Genomic DNA, 15,071 nt, shown 5'->3' on the forward strand with positions numbered 1-15,071 from the left:
CGCGGGGCGCAGCCGCGCGACCGGTCAGTCCGCCAGCGGGACCTCGATCACGACCCGCTCGGCGGGGTCGGTGAGCACCCGCTCGAGGTCACCCCACGTCGCCGCCCGGCGGTACTCCCACCCGAGGCCCGTGACGACCCGCTCGACGTCGACGTGCTGCGGGGTCGACATCATCCGCCGCATGTCGGCCTCCGGCGTGGTCTTCGCCACCTCGAGCCCGCGGAAGATCGCGCCGCCGTGGTCGTTGCCGACGACGACCTGCACCCGGTGGGTGCGTTCCTCGGTGCCGGTGACGAACCCGCCGAGGTCGTGCAGCAGCGTCAGGTCCCCGAGGAGCACGCGTGTGGTGCCCACCGAGGCCGAGGAGTGTTCGAGCGCCGCGGCGATGCCGAGCGCGGTCGAGACGGTGCCGTCGATGCCGGCGAGCCCGCGGTTCGCGTGCACCCGGATCTTCTTGCCGAGCACCCGGGCATCGGCTTCACGGATGAGCTGCGACGCCCCGAGGACCAGCCGGTCGTGCGGCCAGGTCACGCCCCAGACGGCCTCGGCGAGCATGGCGCGGTCGACGGGTCGGCGACGGAGCGCGACCTCGTCACGCAGGAACTTGTTCCACTCGGCGCGGTCGGCGGAGCGCTTGGCGTCGAGGTCCGGGCCGGCGTCGCCGTCCCCCAGGATCCGGCGGCTGGAGCCGACCCAGCGGCCGACCCACGCGCGGTGCTCCGGCCGGGTCCGGCCCGTCACGCGGACGTCGGACACGAAGGTGGTCAATGATTCGCTGGGCCCACGCCGCCGGTTCCCGGGCGACGCGCCAGCGGCGTCCGGGCCGTGCCGGTGGGGAGAGGCGCGGGCCGGGTCGAAGGGGTCGGCCGCCGGTCCGCGGACCACGATCGTCTCGACCCCGTCGCGCTGCAGGAGCGCGGGGACCTCCCTGCTGAGGGTCGGGTGGCCGAGCACGACGGCCCGGCGGACGGCACCGCCGTGGTCCGGGTCGCGCAGCAGCTCGCGGTAGGCCACGACCAGGTTGCGGCCGAAGCGCGCGCCGCTCGAGACCTCGGCGAGGAGCGGCGCCCCGAGTTCCCAGGCGATCCGCTCGGCGTCCTCGCCGGCGTCGTGTCCGGCGATGACGACGGTGCCCGGTTCGTCGTCCGGGGTGAGTTCGGCGACCGGCAGACCGGTGTGCGCCCGGCGGGTGGCGAACGCCAGGTCGACCTCGTCGTCCGGCACGGGGCCGACGTGCTCCGGGGCGAGCCCGGCGGACAGCGGCTCACGGAACGCGACGTTGAGCTGCGCGGGACCGGGCTGCCCGGTGTGCCCCGCTGCGGCGGCGACGGCCTGTCGGGCGAGGGTGCGCAGGGTGTCGCGGACCGAGGCGTCGACACCGTGCGCCGACGGGGCCTCGACGTCGCGGACGAAGGCGACGGCCTGGCCGAAGATCCCCGGCTGGACGGTGGTCTGGTTGCTGCCGATGCCGCGCAGTTCGTCGGGGCGGTCGGCGCTCAGCACGATCATCGGCACGCCGGAGTGGTGCGCCTCGAGCACGGCGGGGTGCAGGTTCGCCACCGCGGTGCCCGACGTCGTCACCACCGCTGCGGGCCGGTGCGTCTCGACCGCGAGCCCGAGTGCGAAGAACCCGGCGGTCCGTTCGTCCAACCGCACGTGCACGGTCAGCCCACCGGCGCGTTCCAGGGCGACCGCCGCGAGGGCGAGTGCCTGGGAACGCGAACCGGGACTCACGACGACGTCGGTGACGCCGGCACGCACGAGTTCCTGCAGGAGGGCGAGCGCGGTGTCCGTCGCCGGGCTGCCCGAACCGACGGGGCCGTCAGCGATCGGTGCGGCCGTCGTCGTCGCGCTCGTGGAACTGGTCTTCGAGGTCTCGGAGGGTCGCGTCGTCCTGGTCCTTGTCCGTGAGGGTGGTGCCCGGCTCCGGCGTGGTGCCGAGGAAGTCCGGGTCGTCTTCGGGTCCACGGTAGCGGGCCGACGCACCGGGGTCGGCCGCCGGGGTGCGACCGAGCAGGAACCAGAGCACGCCACCGAGGACGGGCAGGATGATGACGAGCAGGAGCCACACGCCGCGACGCAGGGAACGGACGCGCTGACGCGGCATCGTGCCGCAGTCGATGGCCGCGTACACCGTGAAGGCGACGGCGGCCACGGCGACGATCAACCACAAGCGGACCATGCGGTGAAGTCTAGGTCGCGACCCTGTGATGCCCCTGCCGGTCGACGCTTCCGTAGACTCACCGTGTGAAAGCGTGGCTCCTGTACACCCTGGCTCGGCTCGGCATCTTCGTGGTGGCGCTCGTGCTCCTCCTGCTCCTGACGCCGATGCCGTGGTACTGGGCGACGATCGTGGCCGCCCTGGTGGGCCTGCTCGTCTCGTACATCGCCCTGTCCGGACTGCGCACGCAGGTGGCCCTGAGCCTGGCGAACCGCCGCGGAACCCCGGAGCGCGACGCCGACTCGGACTTCGAGGACGACTTCGTCGACGCCGCCGACTCCGACGCGGCGGCCACCCCGACCGACCGTCCGGTGTCCGACGCCGAGCGGCACGGAGCGCGACGGGACGCCGACGCCGACTGACCCCGGACGCGGGACCGTCCAGTCGAGCAGCCGGAACGGCTACGGCTGGACGGCCAGGGTGATCCCGAGCACCACGCCGAAGGCGAGCGAGGCGAACGACGACAGCTGCAGGGCCGTGATGAGCTCGCGGGGCTTCCGTGACGACACCCCGATCGCCAGTGCCGGCAGGGCCAGCAGCAGCGAGAAGTACGTGAAGCCCGTGCGGAAGTACAGCAGCACGAACCAGAGCAGCACGACGTACGGCAGCATCAGGAACAGGCCGAAGAGGACGCGGGCCACCGGACGGCCGACGACCACGGCGAGCGTGCGCTTGCCCGCCAGCTGGTCCTCGTCGATGTCACGGATGTTGTTCACCATCAGGACAGCGCAGGCGAAGAACCCGGCGGCGACGGCGGCTGCCCAGCCGTTGACGGTGACCTCGCGGATCTGCACGAACTGGGTGCCGAGCACGGCGACCAGTCCGAAGAAGACGAAGACGAACACTTCGCCGAGGGCGTTGTACCCGTACGGCTTCTTGCCACCGGTGTAGAACCAGGCGGCGACGATGGCGGCGGCCCCCACGAGCAGCAGCCACCACAGCTGGGTGAGCAGCACGATGACCAGGCCGGCGACCGCGGCCAGGCCGAAGAACGTCAGGGCGACGGTGAGCACGGTCCGGGGCTTGGCCAGGCCGGCTCCGGTGAGTCGTGCCGGACCGACGCGGTACTCGTCGGTGCCGCGGACCCCGTCGGAGTAGTCGTTGCTGTAGTTCACGCCGATCTGCAGGAACAGCGCCACGGCCAGGGCGAGCAGCGCGACCGCGAGGTGGCCGTCCTTCGCCAGGTAGTCGCCGAAGTCGCCGGGCTCACCGCTGTCGACGAACGCGACGGCGGTGCCGAGCACGACCGGGACGACACCGAGGGTCAGGGTGCGCAGGCGTGCGCCGCCGATCCAGTCGCGCGCGGTCGCCTTCCGCTTGGGGCGGGCGGGGGCAGCGGCCTTCGCCGGGTTGCCGGACCGGCCCTGCTTCTGCGTCGAGTTCTTCGTTCGTGCCACGAGCACCGATCTTATTGCCGATGCAGACGCCCGGCGGCTCGCGGTCCCGACGAACGGACCGGGTCGACGAGCGCCTGCACGGCCCGACGGTCGGGTTTGCCCGACGGCAGCATCGGGATCCGCTCCACCAGGACCACGTCGGCGGGTCGGGCGGCACGCCCCAGGGCGGCTCCGACGTGGGCCCGCACGGCCTCGAGGTCGAGCGGCTGCTCGGTGACGACGACCGGGACCTCGCCCCACTCCCCCGCCGAGCGCCGGGCGACGACGGCGCTCTCCTGTCCGGGGAGCCCGCGGACGAGCCGTTCGACCGCACCGAGCTGGACCTTCTCGCCGCCGGAGATCACCACGTCGTCGAGGCGTCCGAGCACGCGGACCACCCCGTCCGACAGGGTCGCGGTGTCCCCGGTCCGGTACCAGCGCAGCCCGTCCCGCTCGACGAAGGCCGACGCCGTGCGGGCGTCGTCGTCGAGGTACCCCTCGGCGAGCATCGGCCCGGCCAGGTGCAGCTCGCCGTCGACCAGCGCGGTGCGCACCGTGCCGAACGGGATGCCGTCGTACACGCATCCACCGCTCGTCTCGCTCGCACCGTACGTGGTCACGATCCGGACCCCGGCGTCGAGCGCCCGCTGCCGGAGCGGCGCCGGGGTGGCCTGCCCGCCGACCAGCACCGCGTCGAACCAGGCGAGCGCACGCGTGGCGTCGGGGTCGTCGAGGACGCGTGCGAGCTGCACCGGCACCAGGGAGGTGTAGCGACGGGGCGCGGCCGGACCGACGACGAGCCGTTCGGCCGCCTCGGTGAACGCGGCGGCCGCGAAGTGCCCGGGTGGCACGACGACGGGGTCGGTGCCCGCGATGATCGAGCGGGTCAGGACGTTGATGCCGGCGATGTAGTGCGTCGGCAGTGCGAGCACCCAGCGCCCGGGCCCACCGAGTGCCGCGTCGGCCGCGGCGGCACCGGCGAGGAGCGCCTCGGACGAGAGCGCCACCCGCTTGCCGGTGCCGGTGGACCCGCTCGTCTCGACCACCAGGGCGACCGCCTGACGGACCTCGGCTGGTGGTGGCGTCGGCAGTGCAGGAGCCCCCTCGGCGACGGGGAGCAGTGCGGGGCCGCCGGCGAGTGCTGCCTCCAGGCCGCGCAGCACGGCCGTCGGGTCCGACGTGCCGGTCGCGACCAGCGGACGGGGCATCAGTAGTGCCAGGGGAACGCGGTCCACTCGGGAGCGCGCTTCTCGAGGAACGAGTCGCGACCCTCGACGGCCTCGTCGGTGCCGTAGGCCAGCCGCGTGGCCTCGCCCGCGAACACCTGCTGGCCGACCATCCCGTCGTCCACGGCGTTGAACGCGTACTTGAGCATCCGGATCGCCGTCGGGGACTTGCCGAGCACGATCTCGCCCCAGCGGATCGCCTCCCGCTCCAGGTCGGCGTGCGGCACCACGGCGTTCACCGCCCCCATCTCGTACGCGCGCTGGGCGGAGTACTCCTGCGCGAGGAAGAAGACCTCGCGGGCGAACTTCTGCCCGATCTGCTTGGCGTAGTAGGCGCTGCCGTAGCCGCCGTCGAACGAGCCGACGTCGGCATCGGTCTGCTTGAACTTCCCGTGCTCGGCGCTGGCGATGGTGAGGTCGCAGATCGCGTGCAGGGAGTGCCCGCCGCCCGCAGCCCAGCCGGGGACGACCGCGATGACGACCTTGGGCATCATCCGGATCAGGCGCTGGACCTCGAGGATGTGCAGCCGCCCCATCGACGCCTGGGCGGCCGCGGGGTCGACGCCCTCCGGCGGTGCACCCTCGTCGCCGACGTACTGGTAGCCGCTCCGCCCCCGGATGCGCTGGTCGCCGCCGGAGCAGAACGCCCACCCGCCGTCCTTCGGGCTGGGGCCGTTGCCGGTGAGCAGCACGACGCCGACACGGGGGTCCTGCCGGGCGTCGTCGAGGGCGCGGTAGAGCTCGTCGACCGTGCGCGGGCGGAAGGCGTTGCGGACCTCGGGACGGTCGAAGGCGACCCGGACGATGCCCTTGGAGACGTGCTTGTGGTACGTGATGTCGGTGAACTGCTCCGCGATCGGAGCGGGGGTCCAGACGTCGGGGTCGAACAGGTCGGAGACGGGAGCAGCCATGCTCCCAACGTACCGCCGGGCGTCTGGCGGGTCAGGCGCCCATGTCGGTCAGGATCTCCGGCGCGACGAACACCATGATCACGATGAGGATCACGGGGTTCGCGAAGAACGCCAGGACGACCCCGACAGCGCCGTACCAGCGCCCGAACGAGCCGACGGCGGCAACGAACCCGAGCACGGCGGCGACGAGCGTCAGGAACACGACGACGAAGCAGATGCCGAAGGCGAAGTTCGTGTCACCGCCCATGAACACGGCGAAGGCACTGGCGTCGACCGCGGCGGAGACGACGGCGAGGCCGAGTGCGATCTTGCCGACGACCGGATTGCGGCGCCTCGTGGCACCCGTCTGCCGCACGTCGACGGTGTTGCGCTGCATGAGGCGGTCGAAGTCGTCGGAGTCGCGCCCGGGAGCCGCCGCGGGTCGAGCGCCCACTGCCGGTCGGGCTCCCGCCGCTGGTCGGGCTGCGGCCGCCGATCTGGCTGCCGACGCCGGACGGGCCGCGGCGCTCGACGGGTCGGACGGGCGCTGCGATGCGCGTTGCTGTGCTGCGCGCTGCCGCGGATCCACCGCCACCGAGCCTCCATCGTCTTCGGGTCGTTCCCCTGCCGACCGAGGCCGACCGATGCATGCTAGTGCCCTGCCCTGGCGGTCCCCTCCGAGGAACCGGCGGGCCCCCTGGGTGCGGTGGGAGGATGGCGGACGTGCTCCCCGACCTCGCCGAACTCCTCGCCGACGCCCACGTGGTGGCCCTGCCGATGCGCGTGCGGTTCCGCGGCATCACCACTCGCGAGGCGGTCGTGCTGCGCGGCCCCGCAGGTTGGACCGAGTTCTCGCCGTTCGTCGAGTACGACGACGCCGAGGCCGCCGCCTGGCTGCGGGCCACCGTCGACTTCGGGTGGACGGATCACGAACCGGCCGCCGACTCCGTGCCGGTCAACGCCACCGTCCCGGCGATCGCCGCCGACGCCGTCGCCGACCTGCTCGCGCGGTACCCCGGGTGCACCACCGCCAAGGTCAAGGTCGCGGAGCCCGACACGACCGTCGACGACGACGTCGCCCGTGTCGCCGCGGTCCGCCGGGTGATGGGACCCGAGGCCGCGGTCCGGGTCGACGCGAACGGGCTGTGGAGCGTGGAGCAGGCCACCGCGGCGCTGGAGCGGCTCGCACCGTTCGACCTGCAGTACGCCGAGCAGCCCTGTGCAACGGTGCCCGAGCTCGCCGAGCTCCGGTCGCGCGTCGCCGGCCTCGGGGTCCGGGTCGCCGCGGACGAGAGCGTCCGGAAGGCGAGCGACCCCCTCGCCGTCGCCCGGGCCGGTGCCGCCGACGTCCTGGTCGTGAAGGCCCAGCCGCTCGGCGGGATCAGCGCGGCCCGTGCCGTCATCGCCGACGCCGGGTTGCCGTGCGTCGTCTCCAGTGCGCTCGACACCTCGGTCGGGCTCGGGATGGGAGCGTTCCTGGCCGCCGCGGCGATGACCCCCGGGTACGCCGCAGGACTCGGGACCGCGGCGATGTTCGCCGGGGACGTCACGGCCGATCCCCTGCTGCCGGTCGGCGGTCGGGTGCCGGTACGCCGGGTCGACGTCGCGCCCGACCTGGTGGAGCGCTCCGCCGCGTCGCCGGAGCGCACGGCGTGGTGGCGTGCGCGGGTGGCGCGGGTGCACGCACTGCTGGCCGCCGGGTAGCGCACCCGCCGCGTCCTCACGAGACGCCGTCGTCTCCGCAAGACGCCGGCGTCTCCTTTCGGCGCCGCCACGTCATCGAGACGCCGCCACGTCATCGAGGCGCCGCCGAGTCATCGAGACGCCGCCGAAACCTGCGGCGTCTCGCCGACGACGCGGCGTCCCACCGACACGACGGCGTCTTCCTGGCCGTGCACGCGACCCGACGACGGACGGGAGGCACGGTGCCAGCTGGCACCGTGCCTCCCGTCCGGTCGTGGTCGCGACCAGGGCCGCATCAGCGACCCACGCGGCTCACAGCCCCGAGTAGCTGTGCAGGCCCTTGAAGAAGACGTTCACGACCGAGAAGTTGAACATCACCGCGGCGAAGCCGATGAGCGCCAGCCAGGACGACCGCGCACCGCGCCAGCCGCGGGTCGCACGGGCGTGGATGTAGCCCGCGTAGACGACCCAGATGATGAAGGTCCAGACCTCTTTCGTGTCCCAGCCCCAGTAGCGGCCCCAGGCGCGTTCCGCCCAGATCGCACCGGCGATGAGGGTGAAGGTCCAGAGGACGAAACCGACGAGCAGGACGCGGTAGGTCAGGACCTCGAGTCGGTCGGCGTCGGGCAGCGTCGCCATGAAGCGGAGCTTGCCGGAGGCCGTGCGGCCCTGGCGGTACGTCTGCACGAGCTGCGCCACCGCGAGCCCCGCGCCGAGCGCGAAGAACCCGGTGCCGGCGATGGCCACGAAGACGTGGATGACCAGCCAGTACGACTGCAGGGCCGGCTGCAGCGGGACGACGGGGACCCAGTAGTTCACCGTCGCGATGCCGAGCAGGATGATCGTCAGGCCGGTGATGAAGACACCGAGGAACTTCAGGTTCTGCCAGAACTGCACGAGCAGGAAGATCAGGGTGATCAGCGCCGTGCCGGTCAGCGAGAACTCGAACATGTTGCCCCACGGCACACGGTCGGCCGCGATGCCGCGGAGGACGACCGAGGCGACGTGCAGCACGAGCGCGAGGATCGTCATCGCCATGCCGACGCGCTCGAACTTCGTCCCGCGGCCGGCCGAGCCACCCGACGGCGGTGCGGCGACCTGCTCGAGCACGACGGTGCCGCCGCGGACGGTCGCGACCGTCTTCGCGCCGCGTGCCGACGTGGCGCTGGCCGCGTCGGACGAGCTGTCGTCGGCGCCCGCGTTCTTCGCGGCGGCCGTGACCTCGCCGGAGCGTTTGGCCATGTCGAGGGCGAACGAGATGAACGCGACCACGTACACCGCCATCGCGGAGTACGTGAGCACGACCGAGTAGGTCGCGAGGTTCGTGGTCATGTCGTTCACTGGGGCATCCTAACTCCGAGGTCCGACGTGTGGCGCTGTGCGATGTCCGCGACGGCCCGTTCGAGGTTCGGGTCCTCGCCGCGTGCGAGTCCGGCGTACTCGAGGTCGTACTCGCCGCCCTGAGCATCGCGACGCGGGACGACCTTCACCCAGACGCGGCGGCGCGGGACGAACAACGAGGTGAGCAGACCGAGGGTGGAGAGCAGGGCGAACCCGCCCACCCAGAGCTGCGAGGGGTCGTGGTGGACGTCGAGGGAGACGTACCGCTTGACGCCGTCGAAGGTGATCGATCCGGCGCCCTTCGGCAGCTTCTTCGTCTGGCCGGGCTCGAGCGCGATGCTCGCGGTGTCCGACTGCCGACCGGCGATCTGGTCGAGGCCCTTGGTGCTCAGCGTGTACACGCTCTGCGGCACACCGCTGTCGAGCCCGAGGTCACCCGTGTAGACCTGCAGCGTCAGCAGCGGGTTCTGGGTATCCGGGTAGGCACTCGAGTAGGCGCCGCTCGCGAGCTTCGATGCCGTGGGGTAGAAGAACCCGACCATGCCGAGCTGGTCCGGCTTCGCGTCCGGCACCTTGATGACGCCGGTGGAGGTGTAGTTCGCGTCCTCCGGCAGGAACGGCACGACGTCCTTGAACGCCACGTTCCCGTCGCCGTCACGCACCGTGACCTGCATCGCGTAGCCGTTGCCGAGCAGGTAGACATTCGTGCCGCCGACGTGCAGCGGATCGTTCACGCCGAGGCGGCTCGTCTTCGGCTCGCCGCCCTTCTCGGTGCTCGTGACCGTGGCCGAGTAGTCGAGCGCCTGCCCGAGGGCGTCGAGGTTGCGCTCCTCGTACTTCGTCACGAACTTGTCGAGGCGCAGGTTGTAGCCCTTGAGGTCGGTCTGCTGGAACCAGCGACCGGGGTTGAACGAGTCGTACGAGCCGAGCACGTTCGAGAAGGTCTGCCCCTCGACCAGCAGGCGCTGTCCGGTGAAGCCGAAACCGCCGCCGACACCGACCGCCAGGAGCACCCCGACGAGGGCGGCGTGGAACACCAGGTTGCCGGTCTCGCGCAGGTAGCCGCGCTCCGCGCTCACCGAGTCGCCGAACCGCTCGACGCGGTACCCGGACCGCTTCAGGATCGCCATCGCACGCGTCACCGCGTGCTCGGCGGACGGGAGGCCCGTGGTCGCGTCGATCCCGGTCGTCCCGTCGATCATCGCGTCGGGTTGCACCGCCACGGTGCGGAAGCCCGCCAGTCGCGTCAGGCGCGCGGGGGTCTTCGGCGGACGGGTCCGCAGGGCCTGCCAGTGGTGCTTCGTGCGGGGCACGATGCAGCCGATGAGCGAGATGAAGAGCAGCAGGTAGATCGCGGAGAACCACACCGAGGTGTAGGTGTCGAAGACCTGGAGCTTGTCGAGGACCGGGTAGAGCTGCGGGTGGTCGGCCTTGTACTGCACGACGCCGTTCGGGTCGGCGGTGCGCTGCGGGACGAGCGAGCCCGGGATCGCCGCGAGGGCGAGCAGCATGAGCAGGAACAGCGCCGTGCGCATGCTCGTCAGCTGCCGCCAGAAGAACCGGAGGTACCCGACGAAACCGAGCTTCGGCTGGTTGACGCCGCCGTCGGTGGGGCCGGAGCCGTCGACGTGGTCGGACGGCCGCTGCGGGTCGGAGGCGCTGTCGGCCCCGTCGCCTGCGCCCGTCGGGATGTGCTCGTTGAGGTCAGACCGCGGGGACAAAGCTCTGGATCACCGCCCCGACGCTCGACATGACGGCCGACCAGATACCGGTGACCATGAGCAGACCGATGACGATCAGGATCGCTCCTCCGATGATGTTGACGGTGCGCATGTGACGCTTCACCGCCGCGATGGCCCCCGTGGCCCAGCCGGCGCCGAGGGCGACGAGGACGAACGGGATGCCGAGCCCGAGGCAGTACGCCACCCCGAGCCACATGCCCTGCCAGGCGCTGCCCGACTGCACGCTGAGCAGGTTGATGGCCGCCAGGGTCGGGCCGAGGCACGGGGTCCAGCCGAGGCCGAACACGATGCCGAGCAGGGGGGCACCGAGGAGCCCGGTGGCCGGGGTCCAGCTGGGCTTGATGGTGCGCTGCAGGAACGTGAACCGTCCGACGAACACCAGTCCCATCGCGATCACGACGACCCCGAGGACCTGCGTGATGAGGTCGCGCCAGCGGACGAGCCAGAAGCCGAGCGCCCCGAACACCGTCGTGTACGCCACGAACACCGCGGTGAACCCGGCGATGAACAGCAGCACGCCGAGCACCACACGGCCCCGACGCTGCCCGCCCTCGGCGACACCGCCGACGTACCCGAGGTACCCCGGCACGAGCGGCAGCACGCACGGGGACAGGAACGACACGAGCCCGGCGAGCGCCGCCACGGGCAGCGCCACGGCCATCTGGCCGCTCAGGATCGCGTCGGCGAAGGGATTGGAGGTCACGGGTCAGGAGGCCTTGCCGGCGTCGAGCTCGTCGCTGACCAGGGTCTGCAGGATGCTCGTGCCGTCGATCGCGCCGAGCACCCGGGCGGCGACGCGGCCCTTGGTGTCGAGGACGATCGTGGCGGGCACCGCGTTCGGTGCGATCTGCCCGGACATCGCCAGCTGCATCGTGCCCGTGCGCTGGTCGAGGACCGTCGGGTACCGCACGTCGAAGGTGCGCTCGAAGGCGGCCGCGGTCGCCGCTTCGTCACGCACGTTGACACCGATGAACGCGACGTCGTCGGCGTCGGCGTACTCGTCGTGCACCTGGTTGAGGTACTTCGCCTCGGCACGGCACGGCGGGCAGCTGGCGTACCAGAAGTTCAGGACGACGACCTTCCCACGGAGGTCCTTCGACGAGACGGTGTCACCGTTCGAGTCCTCGGCCCGGAAGGTGACCGGGTCGGTGCGGTCCTTCGCGGAGACCTCGGTCACGGCGCCGTCGCCGGAGATGTAGTTCTGGGTCGTGCCGTTGCCGTACTGCTTCGCGATGCCGCCGCTGTCCGACGAGCAGCCCGACAGGACCAGGACGGCGGCTACGGCCGTCGCTGCGAGGACCGCGAACCGCTTGCTGATGACGCGCGCACGCTTCGTGCTGTTCACACTGCTCCTTCGTCGACGGCGTTCGCGCGCAGTTCCTGCGCGGGGTCCGCGTACCCGACCTCGGTGAACCGACCGGTCGACGTGGCGGGCACACGTTCGACGGTGGTGATGCTCGACAGGTCACAGCGGCGCTTGCGCGGGTCGTGCCACAGGGGCTCCCCCGCGAGCTTCCGGTGGACCATCCAGATCGGCAGCTGGTGGCTGACCAGGACGACGTCGCCCTCGTCCACGCTCTCCCACGCCGTGGTCATCGCCGCGAGCATGCGGTTGGCGATCGACTCGTACGCCTCGCCCCAGCTGGGACGCAGCGGGTTCGCGATCCACGGCCACTCCGCCGGGCGGCCGAGCGAGCGCTTCGTGAACCCGGGGGGCTGCCCCTCGTAGCGGTTCGTCGGTTCGATCAGGCGCTCGTCGAGCGTCACGTCGAGCCCGTAGGCGGCCGACCAGGGTGCGGCGGACTCCTGCGTGCGCTGCAGCGGGGACGCGACGATCCGACGCACGTCGATGCCGGCGTCCTTCCAGGCGGTGGCGGAGGCCTGGGCCATCCGCGTGCCGAGGTCACTCAGCCCGAAGCCCGGGAGCCGGCCGTAGAGGACGCGGCCCGGGTTGTGCACCTCTCCGTGCCGGACGAGGTGGAGACGGGTCGCGGGCATGGGTTCCAGTGTAGGTCGCCCGCGGTTCCCACCGCCCCCTCAGGTGATTCACCGGATGCGGAAGCACTCAGCCGCCGAGCTCACCGGAGAGCCGCCCGTGCAGCGCGATCGACCCCGTGTCGAGGTTCACCACCTCGACGGTCGACCCGTGCTTCGCGAACCGCTGTTCGACCCCGTCGAGCGCCGCGACGGTGGACGCGTCGAACACGTGGGCGTCGGCCAGGTCGATGATCACGTGCTCCGGGTCCTCGGCGTAGGAGAACCGTGTGACGAGGTCGTTCGACGAGGCGAAGAACAGCGCCCCGCGGACCCGGTACCGCACGGTGCGGTCGTCGACCGGCTCGCGGACCACGGTCACCACGTGCGCCACCCGTCGGGCGAAGACCAGGGCCGCCACGACCACGCCGACGAGCACCCCGGTGGCGAGGTTCTCGGTCACGACGACCACCACGACGGTGACGAGCATGACCGCGGTCTCGCCGAGCGGCATCCGTCGGAGGGTGCGCGGACGGATGCTGTGCCAGTCGAAGGTCGCGACGCAGACCATGAGCATGACCGCCGTCAGTGCCGCCATCGGGATCTGGGCCACGAGGTCGTGGAGCACGATCGTCAGGACCAGCACCGAGACCCCGGCCGCGAAGGTCGAGACGCGGGTCCGGGCACCCGCGGTCTTCACGTTGATCACCGTCTGGCCGATCATCGCGCAGCCGCCGGTCCCGCCGAAGAAGGCGGACGCGATGTTCGCGACGCCCTGACCCCACGACTCGCGCCACTTGCTCGAGCCCGTCTCCGTGATGGAGTCGACGAGCTGCGCGGTGAGCAGGGTCTCGATCAGGCCGACGATCGCGACACCGAACGCGTACGGGGCGATGATCTGCAGCGTCTCGAAGGTGAACGGCGTCGTGATGCCGCCGAAGCCCGGGAGCGCCGTCGGCAGGGCGCCCTCGTCGCCGACCGTCGGCACGGCGATGCTGAACACCATCGTGAGGCCAGTGACGACGACGACCGCGATGAGCGGTGCGGGGATCGCCTTCGTCAGGAACGGGAAGCCGACGATGATCGCGATGCCGAGCGCCGTCAGCGGCCAGACGACGAACGGGACGTCGTCGCCGAGCAGGTTCGGCAGCTGCGCGGTGAAGATGAGGATGGCCAGGGCGTTCACGAACGCGACGTTGACGCTGCGCGGGATGAAGCGCATCAGCCGTGCCACCCCGAGGAACCCGAGCACGAGCTGGAACACGCCACCCAGCACGATCGCGGGCACCAGGTACTCGATCCCGTGCTCCCGGACGAGCGGGGCGATGACGAGCGCCACCGAGCCGGCTGCGGCGGAGATCATCGCCGGGCGACCGCCGACGATCGAGATCACGATCGCGATGACGACGCTCGAGAACAGACCGACCGCGGGATCGACCCCGGCGACGACGGAGAACGAGATCGCCTCGGGGATGAGGGCCAGCGCGGTGACGATGCCGGCCAGGACCTCTCGGGTGAGCATGCGGGGCGAGCGGAGGGCGGCGAGGACGCTCGGGGCCGTCGGCGCGTGTGTGATCACGGACATCGATCGGAACTCTACCCTCACGTGAGGGTAGAGTCGTACCCGTGAGCACCAGCGACGTCCCCGACACGATGCACATCGGCGAACTCGCCGACCGCGCCGGCATGTCCCTGCGCACCATCCGGCACTACGACGAGGTCGGGCTGCTCGTACCGAGCGGCCGCACCACCGGCGGGTTCCGGGTCTACACGGCGCAGGACCTCGATCGGTTGCTCGTGATCCGCCGGATGAAGCCGCTCGGGTTCACCCTCGACGAGATGGCCGAGCTGCTCCGCGTGGTCGACGCCCTCGCGACGAAGGACCCCGAGGACGAACCAGCGCTGGCAGCCCGCCTCGACGCGTACCTCGAGGACGCCCGAGCCCGCCACGCCAAGCTCGTCGAGCGGGCCGGCATGGCCGAGGAGTTCATCGGCACGCTCGGGTCACTCCGCGCTTCGCTCCCCTGAGCCCTCGAGCACGCCGGCCGCGATGAGGCGACTCCGTTCCCGCTTGGCCTCGGCCATCTCCTCCATCATCTCCCGCAGCCGATCGTGCTCGGCGATCACCCGACGTGCTCGCCATGGCCGGAGCCAGTGCCGTCTGCGCACGTTCGCCTTCCACTCCTCGTCCCGCCGCACGAACAAGGCCTTCACCGGGTCCGGTTGCGTCATGTCTGCTCCTCTTCCGTCACCAGTTCCAGCACGAGCTTGCCGATGACCTCGTCGGCCTCGCGAAGAACCTGCATGTTGTACATCGCTCCCGCGACGAGTCTCCCGATCTCGACACGACCCACGTCCGCATCCGTGACGTGGTCGACCACCCAGACGAATCGTGACCAAGCCCGGTCCCGTTGTTCCCGCGCGACGTCCCGCCGCCACCGGATGACCGCCCACAGCCCACCGACGAACGCCACGAGCAGCGTGAACGCCGTCGTGCACAGTGCCGCCACCACCACCGCGACCGCCGCAGGCGGCCAGGTCGCGAGCTCCCCTGTCCCCGTCCCCACCCGGTCCCCCTCTCGTCCCGCGACCCGGCCACGTCGAGAACGCTACGGAGT

Annotated in this window: 17 protein-coding genes; 3 read left to right on the top strand and 14 right to left on the bottom strand. The window is 71.6% G+C overall.

The genetic code is table 11. The annotated features are described in order from the left end of the window. Positions 1-24 precede the first annotated feature (24 nt). Both menD and HQQ79_RS12420 read right to left on the bottom strand, forming a co-directional pair. Positions 25-1,830: a 2-succinyl-5-enolpyruvyl-6-hydroxy-3-cyclohexene-1-carboxylic-acid synthase gene (menD, locus tag HQQ79_RS12415; protein ID WP_173035296.1), complete on the bottom strand. Its 1,806-nt coding sequence runs from the start codon at positions 1,828-1,830 to the stop codon at positions 25-27. Further along, positions 1,823-2,182: a PLDc N-terminal domain-containing protein gene (locus tag HQQ79_RS12420; RefSeq protein ID WP_071406307.1), complete on the bottom strand. Its 360-nt coding sequence runs from the start codon at positions 2,180-2,182 to the stop codon at positions 1,823-1,825. The genes menD and HQQ79_RS12420 overlap by 8 nt, the downstream gene beginning before the upstream one ends. Before the next feature lie 65 nt (positions 2,183-2,247). On the opposite strand from HQQ79_RS12420, the gene HQQ79_RS12425 reads away from it, so the two are divergent. Further along, a complete protein-coding gene (locus HQQ79_RS12425; protein WP_071247405.1) occupies positions 2,248-2,583 on the top strand; it encodes a DUF4229 domain-containing protein in 336 nt (111 codons plus the stop codon). Positions 2,584-2,622: 39 nt separating this feature from the next. Here HQQ79_RS12425 and HQQ79_RS12430 read toward each other — a convergent pair whose 3' ends face one another. Genes HQQ79_RS12430 through HQQ79_RS18420 form a run of 4 tightly spaced genes read right to left on the bottom strand, consistent with a single transcriptional unit; the run spans position 2,623 to position 6,167 of the window. Further along, positions 2,623-3,624, bottom strand: coding sequence for a 1,4-dihydroxy-2-naphthoate polyprenyltransferase (locus HQQ79_RS12430; protein ID WP_173034659.1), 1,002 nt, complete (start codon positions 3,622-3,624; stop codon positions 2,623-2,625). A 5-nt stretch (positions 3,625-3,629) separates the two neighbouring features. Further along, a complete protein-coding gene (locus tag HQQ79_RS12435; RefSeq protein ID WP_173034661.1) occupies positions 3,630-4,805 on the bottom strand; it encodes an AMP-binding protein in 1,176 nt (391 codons plus the stop codon). Beyond that, positions 4,805-5,734, bottom strand: a complete 930-nt coding sequence (locus tag HQQ79_RS12440) for a 1,4-dihydroxy-2-naphthoyl-CoA synthase (protein ID WP_027466349.1) — start codon at positions 5,732-5,734, stop codon at positions 4,805-4,807. Before HQQ79_RS12440 ends, HQQ79_RS12435 begins: the two co-directional genes overlap by 1 nt. A 31-nt stretch (positions 5,735-5,765) precedes the next feature. After that, entirely contained in the window at positions 5,766-6,167 is a 402-nt protein-coding gene (locus HQQ79_RS18420; RefSeq protein ID WP_216852499.1) for a hypothetical protein, read from the bottom strand. A gap of 260 nt (positions 6,168-6,427) precedes the next feature. On the opposite strand from HQQ79_RS18420, the gene HQQ79_RS12450 reads away from it, so the two are divergent. After that, positions 6,428-7,417, top strand: a complete 990-nt coding sequence (locus tag HQQ79_RS12450; RefSeq protein ID WP_173034663.1) for an o-succinylbenzoate synthase — start codon at positions 6,428-6,430, stop codon at positions 7,415-7,417. A 291-nt stretch (positions 7,418-7,708) separates the two neighbouring features. Here the strand turns inward: HQQ79_RS12450 and ccsB are convergent, their stop codons facing one another. From ccsB to HQQ79_RS12480, 6 genes are all read right to left on the bottom strand, one after another. After that, a complete protein-coding gene (gene ccsB / locus HQQ79_RS12455; protein WP_173035298.1) occupies positions 7,709-8,728 on the bottom strand; it encodes a c-type cytochrome biogenesis protein CcsB in 1,020 nt (339 codons plus the stop codon). Positions 8,729-8,733: 5 nt separating this feature from the next. Continuing rightward, complete coding sequence (locus HQQ79_RS12460) at positions 8,734-10,458, bottom strand: cytochrome c biogenesis protein ResB (protein WP_216852500.1); 1,725 nt, start codon at positions 10,456-10,458, stop codon at positions 8,734-8,736. After that, entirely contained in the window at positions 10,442-11,140 is a 699-nt protein-coding gene (locus HQQ79_RS12465; RefSeq protein ID WP_173035302.1) for a cytochrome c biogenesis CcdA family protein, read from the bottom strand. The genes HQQ79_RS12460 and HQQ79_RS12465 overlap by 17 nt, the downstream gene beginning before the upstream one ends. A gap of 45 nt (positions 11,141-11,185) precedes the next feature. Further along, on the bottom strand, positions 11,186-11,824 hold the full coding sequence (locus HQQ79_RS12470) for a TlpA family protein disulfide reductase (RefSeq protein ID WP_367948097.1): 639 nt from the start codon (positions 11,822-11,824) through the stop codon (positions 11,186-11,188). Continuing rightward, a complete protein-coding gene (locus HQQ79_RS12475; RefSeq protein WP_173034665.1) occupies positions 11,821-12,477 on the bottom strand; it encodes a histidine phosphatase family protein in 657 nt (218 codons plus the stop codon). The genes HQQ79_RS12470 and HQQ79_RS12475 overlap by 4 nt, the downstream gene beginning before the upstream one ends. 67 nt (positions 12,478-12,544) lie before the next feature. Continuing rightward, positions 12,545-14,038 (bottom strand): SulP family inorganic anion transporter, encoded by a 1,494-nt coding sequence (locus HQQ79_RS12480; RefSeq protein ID WP_173034667.1) that lies wholly within the window; start codon positions 14,036-14,038, stop codon positions 12,545-12,547. A gap of 68 nt (positions 14,039-14,106) precedes the next feature. Here HQQ79_RS12480 and HQQ79_RS12485 point away from each other — a divergent pair, with 68 nt between their 5' ends. Continuing rightward, complete coding sequence (locus HQQ79_RS12485) at positions 14,107-14,481, top strand: MerR family transcriptional regulator (RefSeq protein WP_035809074.1); 375 nt, start codon at positions 14,107-14,109, stop codon at positions 14,479-14,481. On the opposite strand, the gene HQQ79_RS12490 is transcribed toward HQQ79_RS12485, so the two are convergent. After that, positions 14,458-14,685 carry a hypothetical protein gene (locus HQQ79_RS12490; protein WP_173034669.1) on the bottom strand — a complete coding sequence of 76 codons (228 nt, stop codon included), beginning with the start codon at positions 14,683-14,685 and terminating at the stop codon, positions 14,458-14,460. The genes HQQ79_RS12485 and HQQ79_RS12490 overlap by 24 nt on opposite strands. Beyond that, positions 14,682-15,020, bottom strand: a complete 339-nt coding sequence (locus HQQ79_RS12495) for a hypothetical protein (RefSeq protein ID WP_173034671.1) — start codon at positions 15,018-15,020, stop codon at positions 14,682-14,684. The genes HQQ79_RS12490 and HQQ79_RS12495 overlap by 4 nt, the downstream gene beginning before the upstream one ends. Positions 15,021-15,071 lie beyond the last annotated feature (51 nt).

It is taken from the genome of Curtobacterium sp. VKM Ac-2852, assembly GCF_013205045.1.
Classification (GTDB): Bacteria; Actinomycetota; Actinomycetes; order Actinomycetales; family Microbacteriaceae; genus Curtobacterium; species Curtobacterium flaccumfaciens.